The following is a 24,609-nucleotide window of genomic DNA, read 5'->3' on the forward strand; positions in this document are numbered from 1 at the left end:
AGCAGGCGATGATATTTTTAGCAAGTCATAATTATTGAGAAGAGCAGAGAGCCTACGCGAATGTTTACTGGCATCAGCGTAACTCTCTATATTTGAAGAGGTGAGTGTTAACTATGCGACTGTATCAATAAGAATAATTTCACAATCTGTTGTGGCAGTTATTGTAATAGATTTAGAGTTGGTTATTTCAGCACCATCACCCTTATTCACCGTCACAGTAGTGGTATTATCCGTCACTTTGAACATGCCATGCGAAGCTAATAAATACGCTTGGTGGTCAATCTCATAGTCGATAACCATACCTTTAGTTAGTTTCGCACCATAAATTCTTGCTTCTTGATTTATAAACAATGCCTTATTTTTATCTTCGAGGTAACCTGAAACTAATAAGTTTAATGAGGGGCTTACTTTAGTTGGGGATTTTTTACTTTCCCATCTCGGCGTTACATTTTGCTTATTTGTTTCTATCCAAATTTGATAAAAAGTTAAAGGTTGCTTCGTCAGGTTATATTCTGAGTGAACAATACCAGTACCGGCACTCATCACTTGAACTTCACCCGTTTTGATTACACCTTTATTGCCAGTATTATCTTGGTGCGTAATAGCTCCGGTTCTAATAACACTGATAATTTCCATGTTACGGTGTGGGTGAGCCGAGAATCCTGTGCCAGCTTCTACCCAGTCGTCATTTATAACACGAAGAGTGCCAAACCCCATGCGTCTTGGGTTGTAGTAGTTAGCAAAACTAAAATGGTGTGAAGATTTTAGCCAACCATGGTTAGCTTTGCCTAACTGCTTAAATGGAAAATGTTTAATCATGATTGCTCTCCTATTCGTCGTAATTGGGTTTTCGTTAATATTGTCGCTCTCTATCATGCGGAGCATTAAACTGAGGTACTGGCCCTAAAGGTACAATTTTCGTTGGGTTAATTGAGGTATGGCTAGCATAGTAATGAATTTTTGAATATTCCAAATCTACTGTTTCTGCTACACCTTCGACTTGATATAACTCATTGACATAATTGCTTATGTTATGAAATTCATTTAACCTTTGGCGATTACATTTAAAGTGACCATGATAAACAGCATCAAAGCGAACTAATGTGGTAAATAAGCGCCAATCCGCTTCCGTAATCTGCTCGCCAACTAAATAGCGCTGGTTAGCTAACCTTGCCTCTAACCAGTCAAGACCCGCAAATAACTCGTTATAAGCTTGATTGTATGCTGTTTGAGAGGTGGCAAATCCAGCCTTGTAAACACCATTGTTAATGGTGTCATATATGCGAGTATTTACTGTTTCGATCTCATCTCTTAGTTCAACAGGAAAGTAATTATCGTGGTTTCCTGTTAACTCATTAAATGCGAAATTAAATAAGCGGATAATATCAACCGATTCATTATTGACTATGGTTTGTGTTTTCTTATCCCATAAAATAGGTACAGTAACTCGGCCTTGATAATCAGGGTTAGCTTTTAAATACAGTTGATAAGCATAATCTAATTGGTATAAAGGATCGCCATTTTCACCAAACTCCCAACCGTTTTCCATCATTTTCGCTTCAACAACGCTGACAGAAATAACCTCTTCAAGTTGTTTTAATTGTCGAAAAATTAATGTGCGATGTGCCCAAGGGCAGGCTAATGAAACGTATAAGTGATAACGCCCAGCCTCCGGTGTAAATTGACTACCTTCTTGTGAAGATATTTGTTGCTTAAAAAGACTGTCTTGACGGATAAACTTTCCATCATTATTTTCTGTATCGTACCACTTATCTACCCATTGACCGTTTACTAATAAACCCATAATAAAATCCACCTATAAATTTTTGATGCCTACACAAGTAAGTATCAGGAAATAACGTAATTTGTTTGTTAAGCTGCTGTGTTCAATTTTTTAAATATAAGATTATCAATAGAATACTTACCTGCTCCTTGTACTAATAATGTTAGGGTTATGGCTATAAGTGCTAGACCAAACTCATAACCATTGTTAGCCATAAATAATCCGTTTGAGATATGCACTGAAAAAATAGCCACTATCATAGTGATAGCCAGCACAAAGCTTGTCGGTCTAATTAATAAACCAGCGATAAGTAATAAGCCGCCAAAAAATTCAGCACTACCAGCTAGAAAAGCCATATATACACCCGGGGAAAGACCGATAGAATCCATCCATTGACCAGTGCCGCTTAATCCGTAACCACCAAACCAAGCAAAAAGTTTTTGTGCACCATGTGCCGTAAATATAATACCTGCAATAAGACGTAACGGCAGAGTAGCTAGTGATTGTTCAGTTTTAATAATGTTTCTAATATTCATGTTAACCCCTTGAAGGCCTGTTTTTTTAATGTGAAGCTATTATGAACCTTGAGATGAAATTGAATAAGTCCTATTATTTGTTTAGTTTGTTCAAATAATTTGAACAATAAGTTGTTTTGGAGAGAAACATGTTAGTGCCACCTATTACTGTTGAAGCATTGTTGGTATTAGATGCCATAGAAAGTCGTGGCAGTTATGCGGCAGCTGCAGAGCAACTTAATAAAGTTCCTTCAGCTTTATCCTATATAGTGCAAAAGTTAGAAGAGCAGCTTAATGTCACTATATTTGAGCGACAAGGACGGCGTTCGGTATTGACACCAGCAGGTAAGCACTTGCTTGCAGAAGGAAGAAAAGTACTTAGCGCAATGAATACTTTATCTGAGCAAACCCAAACAATAGCCAACGGTTGGGAAACAAGAATTCGTATAGTGTGCGATACCATTATTGATATTCAACCTGTTTTTAATACCTTGGCCGAATTTTTAGCTGAGCATGAAAATATTGAAATTGATGTGCAAGAAGAAGTATTAAACGGTTCTTGGGAGGCATTAATTGAAGATAGAGTTGATTTAGTGATTGGTGCGCCGGCTCCTGTTCCGCCGCAAAAGGGCATACGAGCCATCAAAGTTGTGGAGCTTGAGAATGTACTCGTGGTGCATAAATCACATGAGTTAATAAAGGCAAAGTCGCCAATAGATGCCGCAGCGTTAAGTCAGTATAGATCGGTTGTCGTTCATGATTCAGCAAGGCAGGCAATACCAAGATCGGTTAACATTATCACGGGCAGCCGTCATATTTATGTTAGCTCAATTCAGCAAAAAATTGCTGCTATTGTCGCAGGAGCAGGTATTGGCTACCTACCAAGACAAAGTATTCAGCATTTATTAGCAGATGGCACATTAAAAAGCATTGAATTACTTCAAGAGCGTCCTAAGCAAGAGTTGTTGATGGCATGGAAAATAACCAATAAGGGCAAAGGCTTGTTAAGGTTAAGTCGCTTATTAGAGAAACAACTTAACCAGTAACCTATTCGACTCACCAATTTAGAATTGTTGAGTCGTTTTTTTAGGGAAGGCTGTGCTGAAACGGAATTGCTGGTAGCAAGGACATATCGTATAGGTTGGCAGGGCTGTTATCTGCCCAGCCATAACGCACCGATTTAGGCTGAGTTATTTTATCACTATAAACAAATACTTTACTGCCAATAATTTTTGCTTGCCCGTTAACATAGTGTTGATCTTGTCCTGCTATGGCAAAACCTTGAATTTCATTTCCTGTATGTTGAATTTTAGTTTCTTTACCTTGAAAAGTAATGAGTAAACCAGATTTACCATCGACTTCACTAGAAGTCATCGCGGCTAAAACAGGGCCGGAATAGTTAACCTCATCATTAAATACCAGATGTTTTGCTGCTAACCACAAACGTTTCCCAACGTCTGCTTTATTTCTTGGATGTATATCGTCGGCGTCACCTATATCAATCGTGACAGCCATGCCGGTATAAGGTAGTGCTAACGCTTCTGTTTGCGCTTGCCTTAACTCCGCCCACTGGCTTTCCCTTGGGTCTGACTGCTCTTTCATAAAACTGGCAAGTTGTACAAACAAGAAAGGGAGCTCAGGTTGCTGAAATTGTATACGCCAATCTTGAATAAGTGATTTGAATAACTTTGCATAATATTGTGGTTTGTCAGCGTTACTTTCACCCTGATACCAAATAACGCCTGTTAGGGCATAATTGGTTAAAGGTTTGATCATTGCGTTGTACAATACCGCAGATTGCCAATTATATTTTTTAACTACAGGCAGTTTAGGCTCAAGGCTATTAGTGTAATTCCATTGTCCTTGTAAGTTTTGGATATTGTTATCTAACTTAAGCCATAATTGCTCTGTCTTACCAACGATGACTTTATTATCCCAGTCATTAATTACTCTCATTGCAAGAATGTTCTTTCCTAACTTGAGTGAAGATACCGGAACTTTTACTGCCTTGGTGGTATCTTGCCAACCTTCTTGATAAATGATTTCACCATTGAGGAAAACTTTTCCGATTTGATTCATTTCACCGATATTAATCTCAGCTTTATTAGGAAGAGCATTTAAAGTAAAAGATTTACGTAGCCATACGATATCGCTAAGTGGTTTGTTTGGATCAGTAGGTAACGAAATAGTTTGCCAGTGGCTATCATCAAAGTCAGGTGATAATACTTTACCATCGGCGTAGTAACTATCATCCTCAATCATCTGCCATTTTTTAGTTTCATTTATAATGTTTTGAGCAAATTTATCTTGCCATTCTTGGCGGTTATTCTGCATGTTTTTAGCTTGTTTTTCATAACCAGGCACTTCAATTAATGAGGGTAGAGATAACCAAGCCTCAGCTGGTGTGCCTCCCCAAGTACTATCGATAATAGCAACCGGAACTTTCTTTTCAGCTTGATACCGCTTAGCAAAGTGCCAAGCGACAGCGGAGAAGTTAGCTGCTGTTTCTGGGCTCGCTATCTGCCATTTTCCGCCGGCTAGTTGTTCTTGCTCACTGGCATGTAAAGCATTAGTCACTTCAAAAAAACGAATGTCATCATTGCGGCTATTAGCAATTTCAGAGGCTGCATTATTAACTTTCCAGCCTAGCTTCCACTCCATATTTGATTGCCCCGAGGCTAACCAAACATCACCAAATAAAATATTATCGATAGTGATGGTTTCTTCGTTGCTGTTAACAATTAATTGGTACTCATTACCGCTTTTTTGGGCAGGTAAGCTCGTAAGCCATTTACCCTGACTGTTTGTTTGCGCAGTGATTGATAGTTTTTTACTACCTGATAAAAGCGTTATTTCCACAAGACTATTTATCTTGGCCCAGCCCCACAGAGTAATTTTTTGATCACGTTGCATGATCATATGATCAGAAAAAATAACCGGTAAAATTAATTCATTACTGGGGTTTGGGGATTTACTTATAGGCTCTGCGCCTAATTTATTTAGCATATTCTGTGTGGTTAATAGCATTATTACTAATATTATACATTGCTTCATTAACTTGCTCTTCAGTATGTTTGTTATTAAAACTAGCTGTTGTAAATAAAACAGCTTAAGCATTGGTTAAACTTAATTTTTGTATAGTTACAGAAAAAGTTAACCGGTTCAACTTTTTCTGGTTAAATCGATAAATTGATGTTTAGATTGTCTTGAATTGATTGTCGGCTCAGTATTATAGTGGGAAAAAGCTCTAAGAAAAATTTACCGTTTCACTTAGAGCATTAATACAATAGTGTAGGGGCTGTTGATCTTTCGAGATTGTTTTTGCAGCGAATTGTTGGGTATTTATACAAGGTAGAGCCTTTGCCATGTGGTTGTTCCACATAAAAAGGCGACAACGCCGTAAAAATGACCAACAAACGCTGTCCGAAGGATTCGGCTAAAAGCGCTTTACTCATTGTTGAGTAGTATTTGCTTAGAATGACTAGGCTAAAAACTACTCGCCGCGATTAAAACGCTTTTATCTCGAACAAAATTTAACCGCGAAAGTTCAACAGTCCCTAGTAATTTCTCACTCTATTTTTAATTATTTCACAGGCTAACTTATCCCATGCCTTACTGTTATAGCTTTCAACCATGTTGTTATTTACCTTAGTCCATAACGATGTAGTGGCATTATCAAGTTTGAAGACTTGAATATAATCTTGTTTCACCACAATAAATTGACTTTTATAAGGCAACAGCCATTTATTTTTTATCTGTCCCGAGAAGACTTCCTCGGCTTGTTGATAATCTGCAAACCATTCATTGATAAAGCCGTTACAACCTTTGGTATAAAAAAAGCTACCCATTTCTATATTCTCTTCAGGCTTTTTATTACCCGATAAAATATATTGAGCATGGTGCCAATTATCAAACCCTAATGCTTGAGAAACTATTGATAAACAGTGCTTGAGTTGTATATTTTCTGTTGAGTTTAAGGCTAACCTTTTCAACGCGAGTAGCGTATTTTTATCAGTCTCTTTACCTGCTCTTAGTACTTTTAATAACTTCTTAGCCTGAGTTTTCACTTCATTTAATGCAAGTTCCATGATGCTCTCCTAATTCAGCTCTATTAAAGCATTAAAGGCGATGGAGTCACCCAATGATAAATTACAGCTAGCAATGAAATTAATGGCAACTAAAGGCTGGCATTGAGTAATGATGATGATAGCGATAAAGAACAAAACCAACTTATTAAGAAAAATCCGCTTGGTAGTTTTAATAAATAGATTGGTATTATAATCAGCATAGCGCTGAGGTTTTTGTTGAATAGTCACAATTCAATTTCCTCTAAGTATATGTGGCATTCCGCAAAGCCTACTTAGTTCGTATTGAACTGATTAATATTTGATATCAGAGTGAATTCATCTTTGGCGGAAAAGGCGTCTCTGCAACCTGAAGCGGATTCTATGCCTAATTTTTAGCCAAGTCAACGTTCAAATATGAAAATTAACTTGGCTAGTGAGCGCTCTAATTAATGTACTTGATATTATTGTGAAATATCTCGACAAAGTAATAAGTCTTTCAATTTATGTGAAGCCCCATTATATAAACCCACCTCATCAGCAAACTCTTTTGGGTTATTAAAAGTGCCAAAAATAATATCAAAAATGGGCAGGTCAGAATAATTATAGGCATGAACACCTTTTTGGTGATGCACTGAGTGGCTTTCTGGACGCTGAATTATATAGCCTAGCCACTGTGGTGTTTTGATATGGGTATGTTGAAAAACCACCAAAAACATATTGATATATAAAAACCAAGTAATAGCATCAGGCGACAAACCAATAACGACGCTTAATGCCAAACTTGATAAGAAAGTGAAACCTATCATGTCCAAAGGACTAAAATAAAAAGCGCCAAAAGTATCTACCCGTTCAGCACTATGGTGCATCTGGTGAAAAGTACGCCACAAAAAGTTATGCTGATGCATAGTACGATGCCAAACATAAATAAATAGCTCAAATACTAGTAGGGCGATAAACGTACTAAGATAAGGATTAGTATTTTGTAAGTCGAATAACTGATAGGGTAGTAAATATTGATCCCATATCAATGGCAAATAAGTTGATAAGTAAAAATAGATTATAAATACTAACAGTGATTTAGGTACCCAGTTTTTCACTGGTTTAAGCTGCGTCGCTGGAGCAACGGCTTCCAGTAGCATAAGCGCGCTGTAAATAGCGAGTAAAATTAAGGAAATGGGATCGAGTAATATTTCAAGTGGTGTTGGCATCATTGCGTCCTTTTTAATAATTAAAATCTTGTTAATTATTATTAAATGGCGAGAATTAACATGATGGTTAGGTAATATTTAGCTAATTAATCGATAATGTTTTAATTATTCTATAAAACGGAGTTTACGGTGCACTACCGGTTAAAAAATATCGAAATAGATATGAATCAATACGAGATTCGAGAGCATGGTCAGCTATTACCCGTTGAGCCAAAAGTATTTGATCTCATTATTTATCTGATAAGTCACCGTACACGGCTAGTGTCTAGGAATGAATTGCTAGAACAGGTATGGGACGGCCGCGAAGTATCTGACACAACATTAAGTAACCATATTAAGAGTGCTCGTAAAGTATTGGGGGATAACGGAGACCTACAAAGCGTTATTAAAACGGTACGTTCTAGAGGTTATCAATTCATTGCTCATGTTGATGAGTATATGAATGATTCTCGAAAAAACGCTATTGATAACCAACTTAATATTCCTATTGCAGAGCCACTAAAGAGTCAGACGAAAAAAAGGCAAGTTAACATAGTATTGCTAACTGTTTTATTGTTTACATTATTAGCTGTGTTGTGGCAATTATATCCTAAGTTATCTGCTCCCAAACAAAATCCGCATGTTCTCGTTGTGCCTTTTTCGATTGCTAGTAATAATGCTGAAAATTGGGGGGCATTTGCCGATCAAATGACCAGAGAGTTAATTCAAGATTTACGTAAAATTTCTGGTTTAACTATCGTACCACCCCCATCTGCATTTACCTTTAAAGGAAATAAGTTTCGAGAGCATATTAAAGCTCAGCTGCCACAAGTAAGCCATGTATTAGACGGTGTAGTCAGTGAAGGAGTTAATGGCAATATTAGAATTACTATTGAAGTGGAAGATCTAGCCACTGGTGTATTGTTGTGGAATGGTGATTTTGATATTCAGCGTGATAACAATAACCTTTTTACCATACAAGGTGATATTGCTGCCTCGGTTTCAAAGTCGCTGAAAGTAGTCATGCTTGAGGAAGAAAAACTACAGATAGCCCAATCGCCAACAGCAAATCTACAAGCCTATGAATACTATATTAAGGGCCAACATCAGTTTTCACTAATGACACATGAATCGGTATTAACGTCGATAAATAGTTTTGATCAGGCGATAAGGTTAGACCCACATTTTGAAGCGGCCTATATTGCCAAATCTAATGCTTACCGGGTCATTATGGTGTTATTTGATAAGCCGAAAGATGTTTTACCGAAAGTAATTTCATCGGCCATAGAGCTATTAACAATAAACCCCAATTCAGCACAAATAAAATCGTCATTAGGTTTGGCTTATGTGCACGCTTGGCTTTGGGATGATGCTTGGAAAATGCTTATTGAAGCGAGAAAAAGTGATCCTGATATAGCGCTTACCGAATTGGGGTTCGCTCTTTACTATTCAGCTATGGGAAATGCTTTAGGAGTAAAGAGTGCTCTATTAACTGCTGACAAACTTGACCCACTAAACATTGAGATAGCTGATTGGGGTTTATGGGCTTTGATGATGGTTGGTGAGTTCGATGAAGCTGTAATTTGGGGGCAAGAAAAAATGCAGCAACACCCCAATATTGCTAATTTACCGTTGGGGTTAGCAATTGTAGAGTATATGCAAGGTAATCATCAGCGAAGTATTGCGCTGGCTAAAAAAGGTGTCAGCTTAGCTAAACGAGACCCTTTTGGATTAATTATTCTTGCTCAGTCATATGCCGCAGCAGGTAAGTTTGATTTTGTGCCTGCACTAATTCAAGAGGCTGAATTGAGCAATCAATATATGTGTCCTTATGAAACAGCGATAATCCATGAGCTTATGGACGAAAGGGATAAAGTATTTCCACTATTAGATAAAGCGGTTGAGTATCAGTCGAATTGTTTGATCTTTACTCGTAATGATCCGAGGCTCAAGCAATTACGCACTGAGCCAAGATACCTGAAAGTATTGAAGGATATTAGGCTTGATGATGAGTCGGTAAGTCAGTACTCTCAATAAACTTAATTAAGGTAAACATTAAAATGCTGTCAATCGTTCAATAAACCATAGTGTAGCCACAACGCCGCAAAGATAACTCATGGGTAAGCGTAGCATTGGCAAAGTTAGCGGTTTCCTAAACAGCCATGTGTAGAGATATGACACGAGTTTAACGGTGATGAACAAGGCTAAAACAAACAGTAATTGCCCTAATTCAACACCAATATTAAAGCTTAATAAAGCAAAGAGCTTTTCAGTTTCAGGCAAGCCTATATCACTTAGTACCGCGGCAAAACCAAAACCATGCAGCAAACCAAAACTTGATGACACCAACACTGGATAACGTAAACTCAAGCTGTTTTTCCTATGCTTGGCTATCTCCCAAGCTAAAAATATTATACTTAGCGCGATCACCGCTTCAACGGGCTCAATTGCAATAACGATAATATTACTTGCTGAAAGAAACAGAGTGATTGAGTGAGCAACCGTAAAACCAGTGATAGTATAAAATAGCTTTTTACGAGTACCTGAAATATAAACCAAACAAGCGACAAATAATAAGTGATCTAAACCGATGAGAATATGCTCTATGCCCAGCTCGATATAAGTCATCATAGTACTGAAAGTGGTTAAGGGAATTATTTTTTGTATTTCGTAACTGGGTTTATCCGCGTTAAGTACCGTGGTTAAAGTTTCTTGATTGCTGCCAATAACTCGAACAAGTACATCGCCCGATGAACGTTCGATATTATCAATGGCCAGTGTCATGCCAGACAAACCTGCAGCTCGCTGGAAGTGACTATATTCTATATAAGCATTATTGATAATGTGCTTTCTTGTTAACCCCACTTGTTTACTTTGCTCAGGTAAAACAAAGCTGATTTCTTCTTTCTTGCCATTTTTTAACGGTACTTTCCAAACAACATCAAAAGCGGTATCACTGGTAGCGGTAACGGTTAAAGAAGCCGGTCTCATGTCATCAGCAAAAACAGCACTACAAAAAAGAGTGAAAAAAGCTAACAACAAGGTTAGTGGTGGTAGTACTTTTAGCTTAGTCAATGTGATCATTGTACTACGTCGCCTACCGATGCAGGCTCTTGCTCTATGGTATAAATTTTGAGTAGCTCTTCTTCAAAGTTGGCTTTCGCACGTTGTAAATTATCATATTGCCAATCCGTTAATACTTTTGGCTTTACGGACTCAAACGTTTTACTGCTCGCGGGTATTTTTTGCTCTACCAATACAAAGTGAACACCATAGGATGATTTTATTGGGCCTGACCATTGTGATAATGGCGCAATGGATAATTGTTCACTAAAATTTGCACCGAAAGCTCGATCAATTTGTATCGTGCTTTTTTGGCTAAGCTGGTAAGGCAGTAACTTTACCTCACCCTGTGGTGCTTTTCCTTGTGCAATAAGTGCCTGTTGCTGAGATATCTTTTGTTGTAATTCATCTTCAGCGCCATCAGTAGATAAATGGATTTGTTGAAAACTAAACACGGGTTGATTTTTGTATTTATCAATATGCTGTAGATAATATTGCTTTAATTCACGGGTGTCAGGCTCTTTCGTGGTGGCGTGATCTTCAATCAAAAATTCTATTTTTTGTCGTAAGCGCCTATCAATCACTTTATCGCCTAAGTCCATATTGAGTGCGCGAGCTTCACGAATATACATTTCATTAATGGCGTAATGACGTGTGGCATTTTCTAACTCTTTAGCTAAAGGCGATCGGCTCCAACGGGTAATAAAGCTTTGCTTTATTTGTTCTATACGCCCTTGGCTAACGAAAATTGTGTTGGGGTTTGACTCTTCAGCGTTAAATTGTTTAAAGAGAAAAAATAAAATAATGGCGATAACTAAAAAGTGAACCAGTGGCTCGGTGATAAATTTTTTAAGCATAGTATGACGAGTAATATATTAGAGACGAAAAATACGAATGTACGCTATAGCGGGTAGAAAATAAAACCCCTGACAGTCATTGGTTGTCAGGGGAAATATCTTAGTTAATACTTATTTAGCTGAATACCAAATTGGAGAGCTATAAGCTCGCTCTTGACCAACTAATTCTGCTTCTTTAGGTAATACTGCACCTAGTCTTACTTTATCGTAAAGTACCCAGCGCGGTGTTGGTATTTCAATAACACGGGTGTAGTAGAACGACGACTCATTTTTATCAAAATCAGGGTCAGTCCACACGGTTGATAATTGTGCATCGCCTATGCTGTTGCTCCACGTTGCGGTTTTAAGATCGACAGTATTGCCAACTGCTTTTTTCACTCGACCAGACTTATCAATTTTACGACCATCTGATACAGCAACATCATAAACACGTTCATGTAATTTACCTTTGGCATCTAACCAACCTTTGACAATTTGGATGCGATCAAGATAGGCGCTTTTAGGGTCGCGCATTGCATAAACCATAAATGAAGGGGATTTATTCGATTTTTGCTTAACAAGATCGCCCCCCATAGGAACTCCTTTTGCGTAGCCGACTTTAGCAGGATCGTTTGCCAGTAAATCTTTTTGGTTATAATCCCAACCACCAAAAAAACGTACCGTCATACGTGGCCCTGTTGTTCCGTATGTTTCTTTACGCTTCATGGCATCAAATAAAGCACCTCGAGTATTCTCATGCGCCCATATACCGGTATAACCTGAAGCAACTAATTTATAGCCTTCAAAGGTACCTAGCTTAGAGGATACAAATGGGTGATTAATGCGATCTTGAGAAGGCTCCACACTGGTTGATTTACCAAAAAAGTTATCTTCATCGGCCGTAGCTAATGAGGTATGACTGTCTGTCGCGCCACCAAAGCCAAACTTATACGGATTAACTCCTAGTTTCTTCTCTAACAACAAACCTTGCTTAAGGGCTTCACGCGCATATTCGCCTTTTAGCATGTCAGGTTTTTTAAGTTCAGATATATCTAAGTTACCAACATCCCAAGTTTCGTAATCAGCAAACTCATCTTTAGGTGATAAATAAGGGTGAGCTTCACCATCACCTTTTATTTGAGTAATTTCGTAATGGGGTTCCCATTTAGCTCTAAGTTTTACGTAGTTTTTGTCAACCACGCCACCTGCATAAGTGCCTTCAGTTGGGAACATCCAACCATTTGATAAATTACCATTGTGTGCAAATGAAAATGCTTGACCACCATGTTTATTTTCATAGGTTTCTAACCACTGATAAAGGGCTAATGGATCTGTACTGCCCAGTGGCGGTTGAGTGGTTAATGGTTCAACTTGTAGCGCTTTATCGGCATTGTCACGTAAAATTACATTACGGTGTAAGTTGAACCCCTTAGGGACTGATGTCCATTCAAAACCAATAAAAGCGGTGAATAACCCCGGTTCATTGTGCTCTTCTGCGGCATTGACTATTGTTTTCCAAATACGGCCAAAAACCTCAGAGCCAGGGCTATAATCTTTAACAAGTTGCTTTGGTAGTGTCATTTGAGAAAAATTACTGATTAAGTCAAAAGCGGCCTCACCGGCGGCTTTACCACCTTTTTTAAACCCTTCGTGCCATTCTTTGCCTTTAGGGACTGCTAAGATGTTATCAGTACCTGCTTGAATATCCGTTGCGACACCCATCAAATCGGAATGATCGGTAACGATTAACCAGTCTAAAGGACGAGCAAGTTTTACGGGAATACCTTTGGCGGAGTTTACTTGTTCGCCGCGGGCTAGTCTGTAGGCATCATCAATACTAACTGTGTTACCAAATAAACCGGCATCAAGTGACAAGCCTGTATGAAGGTGAGAATCTCCCCAATAAACATTATTTGGCTGAGTACTATTTGCGTAAGGTGAGTACTTTTTATCTTGCTCGGATACCTTTGAAGCTAAAACCTGTTGGCTGCTTGCTAATAAGCACGCAATGCTAGCTACTTTTAGCACTGTTTTATATGGCATAACAATTCCTTGTATATAGATTAGTTATTCTAAAGTAGCATTAAAACTCAGATAATAAAAGAACACATTAATTGCATAAAGCACCAATTTGATGCAGGGCGTATTTATAGAGATTTTTTATTGATACTTAGCTAACCAGTCTAAAGTATGAGACCAAAGTACTTGCGACGTTCGACTAAAAAACTTCATATGACCAATTTCATTTAGATTATGATCTTGTGCTGTTAAGGTAAGTCGTTCAGCGCTAAATTTGGTAAATACTGATATCATGTCATCGACATTTTCATCGATGGCTATGAAGTCATCAACCGCATTAACCCACATTGAAGGCGTTACTAATTCATAGTATAAGTGTCTATTAATGGTTTTACCAAATGCTGTCTTCACATAGCCTTGGCCGTTACACCATTCTTGCCACTGCTTCGCTACTTCCTTAGGAAGTGGCTCTCCCATGCCTACCCAATCAGATTTTACATAACCAAACAGAGCATTTGATATCGGTATGAAAAAATTCATAAAAAAGTTTGCTTTTAGCCAGTGACGTTTTTTCATGTTTTTTAATCGTCCTGAAGAACAGGCAAAATTATAGATTGAGCTTAACTCTTTGGCGTTATGCATTAAACCAATAAGTTGACCGCCAGCGCTATGACCAATTAAATGATAACTTGAATCTGGAAATGAGCTCTTTAATGCTTCTAAGGCGGCTGGCATATCTTGCTCCCCCCAACATTGCAGCGATGCTTCGCAGTCTTTTATATTCCCATTTAAAGAGCCACCAATGCCTCTATTATCAAAAGTAATAACACCATAACCTTGCTCTGCAAAGTAGGACGCAAAATTGGCATAGAATTGTCTCTTTATACCCGTTGCAGGGCCAATTAATATGGCTGCCTTAGGGGCTTCACTCGGGGAATAGCAAGTGGCGGCCAGCTCAACTTGATCACTACATGTTATAGTTACATCTTTAGCGGAATAAAGTGTCATAGGATTAACTCATCATTGGGGGAGTTAATAAAATAGCAGTGGTCAAACCAGCTTGCAAGTATGAAAAAAAAGCACCAGCCAAAGGCATGGTGCTTTTTAAAAGAGTGGGGGCTCTTTTGAATCTATTTTAACTCATTATTTTCTAGCGCGACGTGCAGTTAAACCTAAAATACCTAAAGCAAATATAGCAAGAGTTGTTGGTTCAGGAATATCGTTACTTACATTACTTCTAACTACCCATACATCTGAGTTATTGTGAATTGAAGGGTTTGGCGCATAATTAACTATATAACGGCCTGTTCCATCACTATAATCACATTGATTCATATTTGAAAAATATGATGCAGCACATTTGAAGCTTGAAGAGGTACCAAAGTCAGCAGCGGTAGGTAAATCACGAAGAAAGTCAGCAGTTTCCGCTAGAGCCCATCCATATTGAGACTGAAAAAGAATATCTAGTTTATAATTGTCTAGGCCAGTTGATGCATCATCTGTAACAGCAGCTGCCCATGCCCAATCGTACTCACCAATAGTAATAAATAACTCATCAGGAACCTCTGCTTCTATTAGAGCAGCATTAGCTTTTAAAGATGTAAGTTGAGTAAGTAATAATGTGCAAAGAATAAATAGTAAATTTTTCATGTATGAGCTCACGGTTGATGAATTTGTATATATATATCTATAAGCATGGAGTGTGCCAATAATTTAACTGATTGATTTTTAGTGTTTTTATTTGTTTTGTAATTAAAAAAGGTAAAAGTTGTAAATAATACTGACAGAGAGACTACAATGGCGTTACGAAACCTTCAGGCACTTATATGCGTTAAATGATTATCCCATTTTAGTGTCGAAAAAGTTAAGGCAAGTTTTTCGGCTGACGGGTTAGAGTCAGCTTTTGTTGAAATTAAACGTCCCTTACCACTCGTGGCGTATATCTTGTCTAGGTGAGTTAAACCGGCGCCATCAGCAAATTTCTCATGGCTTAAGTATTCTCCTTTACTTAAAGACCAATAGGTAATTAAGTCAGCTCTTGGGCAGCTAATCGCAATCATATCTATACTATCATCGATGCAAACACTGGCGGTATATTGGTTCATTCGACGCCAAGTATTGTTGTTGGCGGTTAAATATTGCAATGCCCCTTCACCATGATGCGAGACTGCCAAAGGTACTAAATCATTTTTTGATCCCTGATACTGCAAACCAGCGATAACTTTACCTTGTTTACTTACTGCTAAATGTCGAATACTGAGCTTATGATTATCTAACGTGAATGAATCGGTTACTTTACCTGAAGTTATATTTAAATAGGCAAGGTTGGGTTCCATGGTTTCTATATTAAGCTTTTTACGTGGTATCTCTGGGTGTGTTTGAATTCCACCATTAGCGATAACAATGGATTTTCCATCTGGCATTAAACTTAGTTGATGTGGGCCAATGCCGCCGGAAGAAAACTGCTCAACAACTTGATAGTTTTGCGCATCTCGTAACACGATTAAGCCTTGACCTTTAGCGAAATCATTTTCACTGGTTAACAGTAAGTTATGCTTTGTAGAGACCACACCATGACCATAAAAATGTGAATGACTCTGTGACGTGATTTCATTAGTTATGGTGCCGGTATTAAAATCAACTTCGAGAATAAAAGTACCGGGGCGGCGAGCAAAAATTAACGCGTGCCCTGGTTTATCAGGTATCGCAATCGCATCATGACCACGTGCGGGCAATTTAACTTGATTGACAACATTTCCGTTTAAATCAAATGCAGCAACAAAGTGCTCGTTATGATTATTACTACAAGCACTCACTAACCAGTGTTTGTTACCTTGAGCAAAAGGCATAAATCCTAATGCTGCAGCAGATCCCGCTGCAGCAGCACCGAGTAGTAATTGACGACGTGTGATCATAAATTCAGACTTATTCGTTTAGTTAAAATGTATACTTAATGCCAACAATCGCTTGGCGAGGCTTACCAGATCTTGCCCCAAAAGGTCGGCGTGACACTATGACGGTTTCATCGGTTACATTGTCAACTTTACCGTAAAGCTTGATAGCATCATTAAGTTGATACCAAGCAGCAAAGTCCACTTGTTGAATATTGTCAGTGTAATAACCTTCAAGTTCAGTGGAGGTACCTGCCGCCTCCAACATCTCATCAACATATTTAAATAATAATGACACTTGCCAATTCTCATGAGCTAAAGCAACTTCAACACTCAACTGATTTTCAGGTAAGTAGGGGAGTTCATCTCCTTCGCTTACTGTGCCCCATTGAGAAAAATCAGATTGAAAACTGTTTTGAAACTCAGATTGAGTAAAGGTATAAGCAATATTTATCGGAAGTTCGATACTATCACTGACAGTAAAGCTTGTATTAACACTGGCTTCTACGCCATAAATATCAACTTCACCACCGTTAAATTCTTGGCCAAGATCTTCTTCACAACCATTAGAAAAAGTACAGTTGCCTTTAAGATTACTGTAATCATTATAAAAACCAATTAGCTCGGCTTTAGTGATGTTATTCCCATAGCGCAGACCAAACTCATAATTCCAACTTTCCTCTGGGTCAATACTGTCATCTTGACCAGGGCTGTTTGGTACATAGCCTTTGTTGACCCCAAATAGAGCACCTAGGTTGTCAGAAATTTTATAAAAAGCGCCAAACCCTGGCATAACTACCGTGGTGTCATTTGTTGAAGTACTTTCTTCTACACCAGTTTCTAGGTCAAAATTGATGGCTTCGCCTTCGATATATTCAACTCTTAAGCCAGCAGTTAGGTTAAGTTGACCAAAATCTAAGTTAGCATTAGCATAAGTTGCCAGTGCGGTAGCGGTATCTTCGTTTAAAGTAATTGTTTCTCTGTTACCTAGTAGGGTTAAATGACCGTCTTGCATGGCATATTCATCTTGGCGGTGGTTTCTAGCTACTTGGTCTTGATGGAGTCTGACACCAAAATCCATAGCGAGATCTGCATCTAACCAACGAGTATCCCAAAATAGCTTTGATTCAATACCTTGAGAATAAAACTTTCTGTCATTTAAGGTAAATAATAACCGTTCTTGGCTGGTTAATGTATCGCGCTCACCTTTGAGTACTTGCATGTACAAGGCATTAATACCCGTATCTGGTGAGGTTAAAATGGTGGCCATACTACGGTTAGTATTAAAGCTGTTAAATCTGTCCCAGTCTCGGTCAAAGTCACGACGATAGGCTTGTGTGTAAATACTGGTATCGCCACTGAGTTCAATGTAGTGAGATAATTGAAACTGGTAATGTTCCCAATCCATTTTATCATTTTCACTGGCAACATAGCGGCGAGTGGGGGACTGGGCAAAGTCGTCATCGGTTAAACCTAAATAGGTTTCATGAGACACTTCTTCACCATAGCCCATTTTAAATTGCCAGAATTGATAATAGTCACTATTAGCTGGTGTGAAGTTAGCTTTAAAGATCACTTCGCTTTTATCAAAACCAGTATCTGTATTAGAGTTTTGATTGGCATCATCATTAGTATCTAAATCTTTAAAGCCATCGGAAGATACGGTAATCCCTTCAAGTAAAAAACCGAGCTCACCAAAATCATCAATGTCGTAACTTTCACTATAAAAGCCATGTGCCTTTTGGTAATTAGTTTCACCGTAGGCCAAGTCAATTTCGGCCTGACGACCTTCATCTAACGTAGCAACAGAGCGAGAAACCATGTTTATTGCACCGCCAACCGTATTAGGCCCGTATTTTATTGCAGCCGGCCCTTTAAATACTTCTACCTGAGTCATTCTTGAAATAAGCGGAAAGTAATAAGCGGCCGGAGCGGCATAGGCTGCAGGGGCAATTAATACGCCGTCTTCCATCAACGCTATTTTACTACTACGCTCAGATGTAGCGCCGCGTAAACCAATATTAGGCCGTAAACCGTAACCATCTTCTTCGCGAATATAAACCCCAGGTACTGATTGTAAAACACGGTGAATATCGTCGAATTCATTTAACTCTAGCTGCGCTTCATCTAATACAAAGGCAGAGCCAATGGCGGTTTCTAGTGCATTTCGTTGGCCAAAAATACTGATGACTTCCACTTGTTTGTTAGTGGTTTCTTTAGCCTTTTCATCATGTTCAACATTTTGCTCTTGAGCAAATACTGCACTAGAGCCAGTTAACATTAATGCTATTGCTATTTTACTTACTTTCATTCTATTCAGTGTCCAATAAAATCTTTAATTGTGATCGTTGTCGTTCGCTAACATTAACGTGCTTATTAGTCGCCGTCGTTGGAGTTAAAGCCGATGTTGATATCTGTGGCTTGTACAAAATCAGCGGTAATCACATCTCTTAATTCACGAATTTTCTGTATTACTTCAGTAAGCTGTGTTCGGCTAGCGTCATCATTAAGTAATTGTTCAAAAGTCATATTCGTGTCTAAGGCATTTAATGACGTCTCGATAGCTGCAATTTTTGCGGTTATATCATCACTAATCGTTTGTTGGTCAAAATGGTCGGTTAGAATGTCATCAAAACCATGACCATCACCGGCAGTGTATAACTGACTAAACGCCAAATTATTCAATTTAACACTTGAGATAACTTCATTGGTGAGAGTAAATTCTGCAATATTAAGAATACCTGGCGCATTGATGGCAAGCGGCTGTAAAAGCTTTTCATCTTTTACTTTTTCAACTTGCTCTAGCCAGTTTGTGATCAATTCTTCAACGGCATCTTTCTTACTGGTGAAATCACCGGTACCTGACGTTAAAGAAGCGGCATAATTATCGCCTGTGCTTTGCCATTCACTGTTTATTGCGGTAGAAATATTGACTAAATTCTCGCTGATGGCGACAACGGCTTCACAGCGCTTTGTTTTATCACTTGCGGATAATAAAGAGTCACTACCAAATAAAAAGATTTCTAAAGCAGGTATCCCTTGGCCTCCGACATACTTAGCGGCAAACAGATCGGCGGTAATTTCTGGTTCATCAAGTATTAACGCAATATCACTTGCCACAGAGCCGTTATCGTCTGGCCATAGCTCTAGTCTAAAAATACGGCTTTCTTCTAGTACTGGGCCCACTTTTAACCATTGAATACTTTGCCAACTGTTATTAAAGTCTGCCCAGTTTTGTTGCAAAGTTTGTAAGTCACTATTGCTTGGGCTACTAAGCGCACAAAAACTAGCACTTTGATTTGATAACGCTTGTGCTTTAGTTTGTAAATCTTGATAACCAGGCAAGATAACATTATTGGCTAAATCGGTAAGCCATAAACCAAATTGCTCCTCATCTGTAGAAGTGGGCGTTGTCGGTGTTGTTGTATCAGGCGTGGTATCTGGTGTTGTGCTTTCTGAGCTTCCGCCACCACCACAGGCAGTTAATGCTAAAGTTAATGCCAATACTATCGGGGTAGTCGCCTTTAATGGTAATAAATTAGTCATAATATTCCTAAATTGATTTTATGAAGGTGAGCAATGCTTGGCGCTCATCTTTGGATAATTGTATAAACTGTGCTTGGGCGAGTTTGGCTTCACCACCGTGCCATAATATGGCTTCGGTAATTGTCCTTGCTCGACCATCGTGTAAAAAGTGTTGTTGGCCAGTAACTCTTTTTTGTAAACCTATGCCCCAAAGCGGTGGAGTTCGCCACTCAGTGCCTGTGGCATTTGCTTCATATACACCATCTGCTAACTCTGCCCCCATATCATGTAGGGCGAGATCGGTATATGGCCAAATCTTTTGATTGGCTAAGGCGGGATCTGCGTAGTTTTCATCGGTGATATAACTTGGGGTATGACACTGGGCGCAGCCTATTTGATGAAACAATAACTGACCTTGTTTTTGCTTAGGTTTAGTTAAACCTCTTGCCGGTGGTACTCCCAGTAAACGGTTAAAAGTGATGACCAAATCAAGGTTTTTATCTTCAATTTCAACAGTGTCATGCTCACCAAGTGCACTTGCTTGTTGGCAAAATAACTGGCTTTTAGAACAAGCTTCAGCATGAAAGAAACTGTTGGTTATGCCTATATCATCTCTAAAAGCTGCAGCCACTTGCTGTGCTAGACTAGGGTGCTTGGCTTTCATACCAAAGCGCCCTATGGATTCTTGACCTGTTTTAACATCAATAACGCGGTTATATTTAGCTGAAATACCATCATTATTTTTATCTTGAATATCTTCTTGCGCTAGTAAGTCTTGCTCTTTAATAGCATCTAATAATCCACTACCAAATACGTTGGGAGAATACCTTGGGGAAAGCGCTGCATGCTCTGGTAATTCGCCATAAGCAAGTTTAGTTAATTGATAATGAGGCTTTTGTAGTTGATAAGCTTCACCATCAGCGAACTTACCATCAATGACTGAATAGCTTAAATTCAACCAAGCTTCGTTTTGCAAGGTTTGATTGAGGTTATTATTGATGTACTTAATAGCACGGTGTTGAATTTGCCCACCGTAGTTATTGTTTTCATGAGTAAGGCCAGGTTTAGTAAAGCCCACACGTATTAATAATGCGGTTGGTATACTTTCACCACTTTCAGGCATAGGCGCGCGTGAGCCGTCTTGGTGACAAGCAACACAAGATCTGGCATTAAATAGTGGCCCTAAACCGTCTCGTGCTTTGGTCACACTTGGCGCAGTAACCCAAGGGTCTCTAAAAAAAGAAAAACCACTCCAAAAATCTAGCTGTTGCCTACGCGTTGCAGATTGTCCGGGGTAGATATAACTGCGCTTGGATAACCGCTTCACAGTCATGCCACCACCGGCGCTTTTTTGCTCGGCTAAACTCTTTGGCGTTAAGTTAGCATCACTGGCATAGACACATGAAGTGACTACATTTGCCAAGAACATAAGCGCTAGCCCTAGACCTAACCTAAGTGTGATTCTAGCGCTCATTTATAGCGACTCAACAAAAGCGATTAACTGTTGACGTTGAACTTGACTCAGTGCCATAAAAGCTTCTTTTCGAGAAGTCGCTTCTCCGCCGTGCCATAAAATAGCTTCTTCAATCGTTCTGGCTCTACCATCATGTAAAAAACTAGCGTTCGGGTTGACGGTTTGTACTAAACCTATACCCCACAGCGCCGGTGTTTTCCATTCAGTGCCAGAAGCATCACCTTGAATTAAGCCATCAGCAAGACCTTCACAGCGCTGCACATACATGCACTCAGCGCCATTAGTACATGAATCGCCTAAAGATGTTTCACGCGTAACAGCACAAGAGCCCCCCATGTCATGGAGTAAAAGATCAGTGTATGGAAAAATAGTTTGCTCAGACAACATAGCGATCGGCTCAGCGTTTTCTTCTAAACCAAGTAAGGTTAATTTACCTAACACGCTCCCTTGCGCTTCACCTGTTACATGTCTGGGTGTATGACAATCAACGCATTGGGTATCAAAAAATAGCGTACGTCCAGCGGCGATATCTTCATCCCAAGTGTTTGTATTTTCATCATAACCACGACGGGCTGGAGCACCTAACACACGGTTATAAAACTCTACCAAAGCTAAATTTCTATCAGGAAAGTCAAAGTCAGTACCGACTTTATTCTCTTGCTCTGCCACCATCTGACAGGCAACTTGTTGTTCGGTACAGGCTTCATCAGGGAATATGCTGGTTGAAATGCCGATATCACCACCATAGGCGCCGGCGACTTGCTGTAATACTGAAGTGTTTTGGGCTTTATAAGCAAAACGACCTAATTTAGTTTCACCGCTAAAAGCATCCAGTGCCATTGAAGCACGACCCGAAATACCATCATTATCATCATCGTTTTCATCAGCAAGTGAGATAATATTATCGGCGGGAATAGCATCTAATAAACCAACACCAAACGCTTGTGGAGCAATGCGTGCAGAAAAATTAATATTCGCCATGAAGGGGCCGAAACTTAAATCTTTTACTTTATAAACGGGGTTTCTTAACTCATAGCTAGTGCCATCAGGGTAGGTGCCGTTAATGATTTCATACTCAATAAAGGGAAATGCTTCACCGTATAACTCGGTACCGTTAATTGAACCATCGTGAACAGAAACGCCGGAATTAAAATCGGAGCTAGAAAAACTTTGTACAGCAAAAGGCTGTAATTGATCGCCGTATATAGGATCGGCTGCACCACTATCATCACCTAACTTAAACAACATGCTTAGCATTGGCGATGTTGGTGAGTCAGGAACACTGCCACGACCATCATTGATGTGGCAACCTTGGCAATTTCCGGTACTTAGCAGTGGACCTATGTCTTGCTCAGCCGTACGAAATAAATGATCTCCTGACGTAAAGAAACCATCAGCTTGAAAGTCATCCGCTATCATGTCTGGGCGAGTACTAAAGGCATCTTCATCGGCTACAAAAACGGTAGCATCACCGCCAGGTAAGTGCTCGTTTTCATCGATAAGTTCACTACTAAGCGGTGTTAAACCACTATGATCAACAATAGGAGTAGGTGGCTCTGGCTCTGGCGTGACGGGTGGTTCAACTTCACCAGATCCACCACCGCCACACCCTACTAAAACGATAGTGAGTATACCGACATAGATATTAGCTTTAATGTTTGAAAAATAGGACATTTTTTTCATGTATGGTTTCCAGTTTCGCTCTAAAAAGTGTGATAACTTACAGGGTAATCGTTTATCAAATGTTAAAACTTGATCTAAATCGCAAATCTAAAAGATAATGATTATTATTAGTGGTAGTTCAGAAACTAAAAAATAGGCTCAAAAGCCTATTTTTTAAATTCGATATAGAAGTTGTTGTTTTATTAGATTAAATATCTTCTTCTGTATCTTGTCTTAGATCTTCAGTCGTTACGCCTAAGGCATCAATAGCTTGTTCAATAACATCTGTTTGTGCAGAAAGAGCTGCAATAACGGCAACAACATTGGCTTGATTGAAACCATCTTGAATTAACAAATCAAATGGCATGCCTGTTTTCGCTTTAGTATCAATAACCGTAGCGGCTGCCATAGTTGCTTCTAGCGAGGCACGTAGAGTGTTGGCTAATTCATGATCACCATTTACCACAAGTAAATCGTAAATTGACGCACCAGAAACTACTTCGCCATCTATACGAGTGTATTGAGCGTTGTAGCTATTTTGTACACCTTTAGCATTTAAGAAAATATCTCTGTGGGTGTTATCACTAAAACATGAGTGCTCATCTTCTTGAGAGTTATTTACTAGCGCAATATTGATACGTTCACCAGCTAGTTCACCGAAGCTTAAACGGCCCATACCTTCTAAAATAGTGGCTAAAGAGTCATCACCGCCGGCAATGAATTTTTGGTAGTGATTGTCAGTACCACTTGGCTCCCAAGCTTCAACGATATCCGTTAAATCAGTTACTAATAATGAGGCTACGGCTTGTAAGTATTGTCCACGTCGAACACAAATTTCATCAGCAGCCATATTTTCACCTGAAGTACATGCGCTTGCTACATTTGAGTAATCAGATACTGGGCGTTGACCAGCGCTGCTGTCACGTACACCACTACCAGATAAGTCATTATTTAAATCTTGACCCCATAATAAAAACTCAATAGCGTGATAACCTGTGGTAACAAAACTCTCATCGCCTTCTAATTCGAAAACGGCATCAATAGCATCTGATGTGATAGTAGGGTAGTCAGCCGTGTTAGCGATGATATTACCCGCTGAAATATTAGCTGCATCACCAGAGTTTGCTTCACCGTCTACTTCTACTGCAACGTAATCAATTACCGCTTCACCTAAAGGCCATGCGTTGATATTGCCTTCACGATCTTCAATTGGACCTTCACGAAAACGATAAACTTCAGTTTGACCGTAAGGTTCGCGAGCATCTAACCAAGCTTCTTTAGCAGCAAGCATGTTTTCATCTGTTGGCTCAGCAACAAAAGTGTCAATAGCTGTTGCTAAATCTTGTGCAGAAATTAATGAATCAGAATAAGCAGCATACGCAATATTCGCATTGGTTTTTAATACATCATCAACAGTTACAAAAGTGCTAACACCATCAGTACCATTAGCGCCCGTCGCACCATCTGTACCTGCTATTCCATCATCACCGTCGTCTACACATGCTGTTAAAGTACAGGCAACAAGTAAGGCAACTGATACTTTTTTAAGATTCAAATTCATCATAAATTCCACAAATAAAAGGTTAA

20 protein-coding genes are annotated in these 24,609 nt (G+C 39.1%); 2 read left to right on the forward strand and 18 right to left on the reverse strand.

What is annotated here, in order from left to right:
• Positions 1 to 111: 111 nt before the first annotated feature.
• From AC27IF_RS01050 to AC27IF_RS01060, 3 genes are all read right to left on the reverse strand, one after another.
• Positions 112 to 819 (reverse strand): pirin family protein, encoded by a 708-nt coding sequence (locus AC27IF_RS01050; protein WP_487051311.1) that lies wholly within the window; start codon positions 817 to 819, stop codon positions 112 to 114.
• 34 nt (positions 820 to 853) lie between these two features.
• Positions 854 to 1,804 carry a glutathione S-transferase family protein gene (locus AC27IF_RS01055; protein ID WP_487051313.1) on the reverse strand — a complete coding sequence of 317 codons (951 nt, stop codon included), beginning with the start codon at positions 1,802 to 1,804 and terminating at the stop codon, positions 854 to 856.
• A gap of 68 nt (positions 1,805 to 1,872) precedes the next feature.
• On the reverse strand, positions 1,873 to 2,319 hold the full coding sequence (locus AC27IF_RS01060; RefSeq protein ID WP_487051315.1) for a DoxX family protein: 447 nt from the start codon (positions 2,317 to 2,319) through the stop codon (positions 1,873 to 1,875).
• A 128-nt stretch (positions 2,320 to 2,447) separates the two neighbouring features.
• On the opposite strand from AC27IF_RS01060, the gene AC27IF_RS01065 reads away from it, so the two are divergent.
• The gene (locus AC27IF_RS01065) at positions 2,448 to 3,344 is read left to right on the forward strand and encodes a LysR substrate-binding domain-containing protein (protein ID WP_487051317.1); all 897 of its coding nucleotides are present in this window, start codon (positions 2,448 to 2,450) and stop codon (positions 3,342 to 3,344) included.
• Positions 3,345 to 3,384: 40 nt separating this feature from the next.
• On the opposite strand, the gene AC27IF_RS01070 is transcribed toward AC27IF_RS01065, so the two are convergent.
• The 4 genes from AC27IF_RS01070 to AC27IF_RS01085 form a co-directional block, all read right to left on the reverse strand.
• Positions 3,385 to 5,352 (reverse strand): sialate O-acetylesterase, encoded by a 1,968-nt coding sequence (locus tag AC27IF_RS01070; protein ID WP_487051319.1) that lies wholly within the window; start codon positions 5,350 to 5,352, stop codon positions 3,385 to 3,387.
• Positions 5,353 to 5,855: 503 nt separating this feature from the next.
• Entirely contained in the window at positions 5,856 to 6,386 is a 531-nt protein-coding gene (locus AC27IF_RS01075) for a hypothetical protein (protein ID WP_487051321.1), read from the reverse strand.
• A 9-nt stretch (positions 6,387 to 6,395) separates the two neighbouring features.
• Positions 6,396 to 6,614, reverse strand: a complete 219-nt coding sequence (locus AC27IF_RS01080) for a hypothetical protein (protein WP_487051323.1) — start codon at positions 6,612 to 6,614, stop codon at positions 6,396 to 6,398.
• A 212-nt stretch (positions 6,615 to 6,826) separates the two neighbouring features.
• Positions 6,827 to 7,576 carry a sterol desaturase family protein gene (locus tag AC27IF_RS01085; protein ID WP_487051325.1) on the reverse strand — a complete coding sequence of 250 codons (750 nt, stop codon included), beginning with the start codon at positions 7,574 to 7,576 and terminating at the stop codon, positions 6,827 to 6,829.
• A gap of 159 nt (positions 7,577 to 7,735) precedes the next feature.
• Between AC27IF_RS01085 and AC27IF_RS01090 the strand changes: the two genes are divergently transcribed.
• Positions 7,736 to 9,589 (forward strand): winged helix-turn-helix domain-containing protein, encoded by a 1,854-nt coding sequence (locus AC27IF_RS01090; RefSeq protein WP_487051327.1) that lies wholly within the window; start codon positions 7,736 to 7,738, stop codon positions 9,587 to 9,589.
• A gap of 18 nt (positions 9,590 to 9,607) precedes the next feature.
• Here the strand turns inward: AC27IF_RS01090 and AC27IF_RS01095 are convergent, their stop codons facing one another.
• The 11 genes from AC27IF_RS01095 to AC27IF_RS01145 all read right to left on the reverse strand — a co-directional run bounded on the left by AC27IF_RS01095 (position 9,608) and on the right by AC27IF_RS01145 (position 24,586).
• Positions 9,608 to 10,636 carry a HupE/UreJ family protein gene (locus tag AC27IF_RS01095; protein ID WP_487051329.1) on the reverse strand — a complete coding sequence of 343 codons (1,029 nt, stop codon included), beginning with the start codon at positions 10,634 to 10,636 and terminating at the stop codon, positions 9,608 to 9,610.
• Entirely contained in the window at positions 10,633 to 11,472 is an 840-nt protein-coding gene (locus AC27IF_RS01100) for a peptidyl-prolyl cis-trans isomerase (RefSeq protein ID WP_487051331.1), read from the reverse strand. The genes AC27IF_RS01095 and AC27IF_RS01100 overlap by 4 nt, the downstream gene beginning before the upstream one ends.
• 111 nt (positions 11,473 to 11,583) lie before the next feature.
• Positions 11,584 to 13,494, reverse strand: coding sequence for a DUF3604 domain-containing protein (locus AC27IF_RS01105; protein WP_487051333.1), 1,911 nt, complete (start codon positions 13,492 to 13,494; stop codon positions 11,584 to 11,586).
• 117 nt (positions 13,495 to 13,611) lie between these two features.
• Positions 13,612 to 14,478, reverse strand: a complete 867-nt coding sequence (locus AC27IF_RS01110; protein ID WP_487051335.1) for an alpha/beta hydrolase family protein — start codon at positions 14,476 to 14,478, stop codon at positions 13,612 to 13,614.
• Between the two features lie 135 nt (positions 14,479 to 14,613).
• Complete coding sequence (locus AC27IF_RS01115) at positions 14,614 to 15,120, reverse strand: PEP-CTERM sorting domain-containing protein (protein WP_487051337.1); 507 nt, start codon at positions 15,118 to 15,120, stop codon at positions 14,614 to 14,616.
• Between the two features lie 164 nt (positions 15,121 to 15,284).
• Positions 15,285 to 16,385, reverse strand: coding sequence for a DUF1513 domain-containing protein (locus AC27IF_RS01120; RefSeq protein ID WP_487051339.1), 1,101 nt, complete (start codon positions 16,383 to 16,385; stop codon positions 15,285 to 15,287).
• Between the two features lie 22 nt (positions 16,386 to 16,407).
• Positions 16,408 to 18,672 (reverse strand): TonB-dependent receptor family protein, encoded by a 2,265-nt coding sequence (locus AC27IF_RS01125; protein ID WP_487051341.1) that lies wholly within the window; start codon positions 18,670 to 18,672, stop codon positions 16,408 to 16,410.
• Between the two features lie 65 nt (positions 18,673 to 18,737).
• Positions 18,738 to 19,907, reverse strand: a complete 1,170-nt coding sequence (locus AC27IF_RS01130; protein ID WP_487051343.1) for an imelysin family protein — start codon at positions 19,905 to 19,907, stop codon at positions 18,738 to 18,740.
• Positions 19,908 to 19,914: 7 nt separating this feature from the next.
• Positions 19,915 to 21,360 carry a di-heme oxidoreductase family protein gene (locus AC27IF_RS01135; RefSeq protein ID WP_487051345.1) on the reverse strand — a complete coding sequence of 482 codons (1,446 nt, stop codon included), beginning with the start codon at positions 21,358 to 21,360 and terminating at the stop codon, positions 19,915 to 19,917.
• On the reverse strand, positions 21,361 to 23,043 hold the full coding sequence (locus AC27IF_RS01140) for a di-heme oxidoreductase family protein (protein ID WP_487051347.1): 1,683 nt from the start codon (positions 23,041 to 23,043) through the stop codon (positions 21,361 to 21,363).
• 187 nt (positions 23,044 to 23,230) lie between these two features.
• Positions 23,231 to 24,586, reverse strand: a complete 1,356-nt coding sequence (locus AC27IF_RS01145) for an imelysin family protein (RefSeq protein ID WP_487051349.1) — start codon at positions 24,584 to 24,586, stop codon at positions 23,231 to 23,233.
• Positions 24,587 to 24,609: the final 23 nt, after the last annotated feature.

The organism is Colwellia sp. KS18-150 (genome assembly GCF_057551365.1).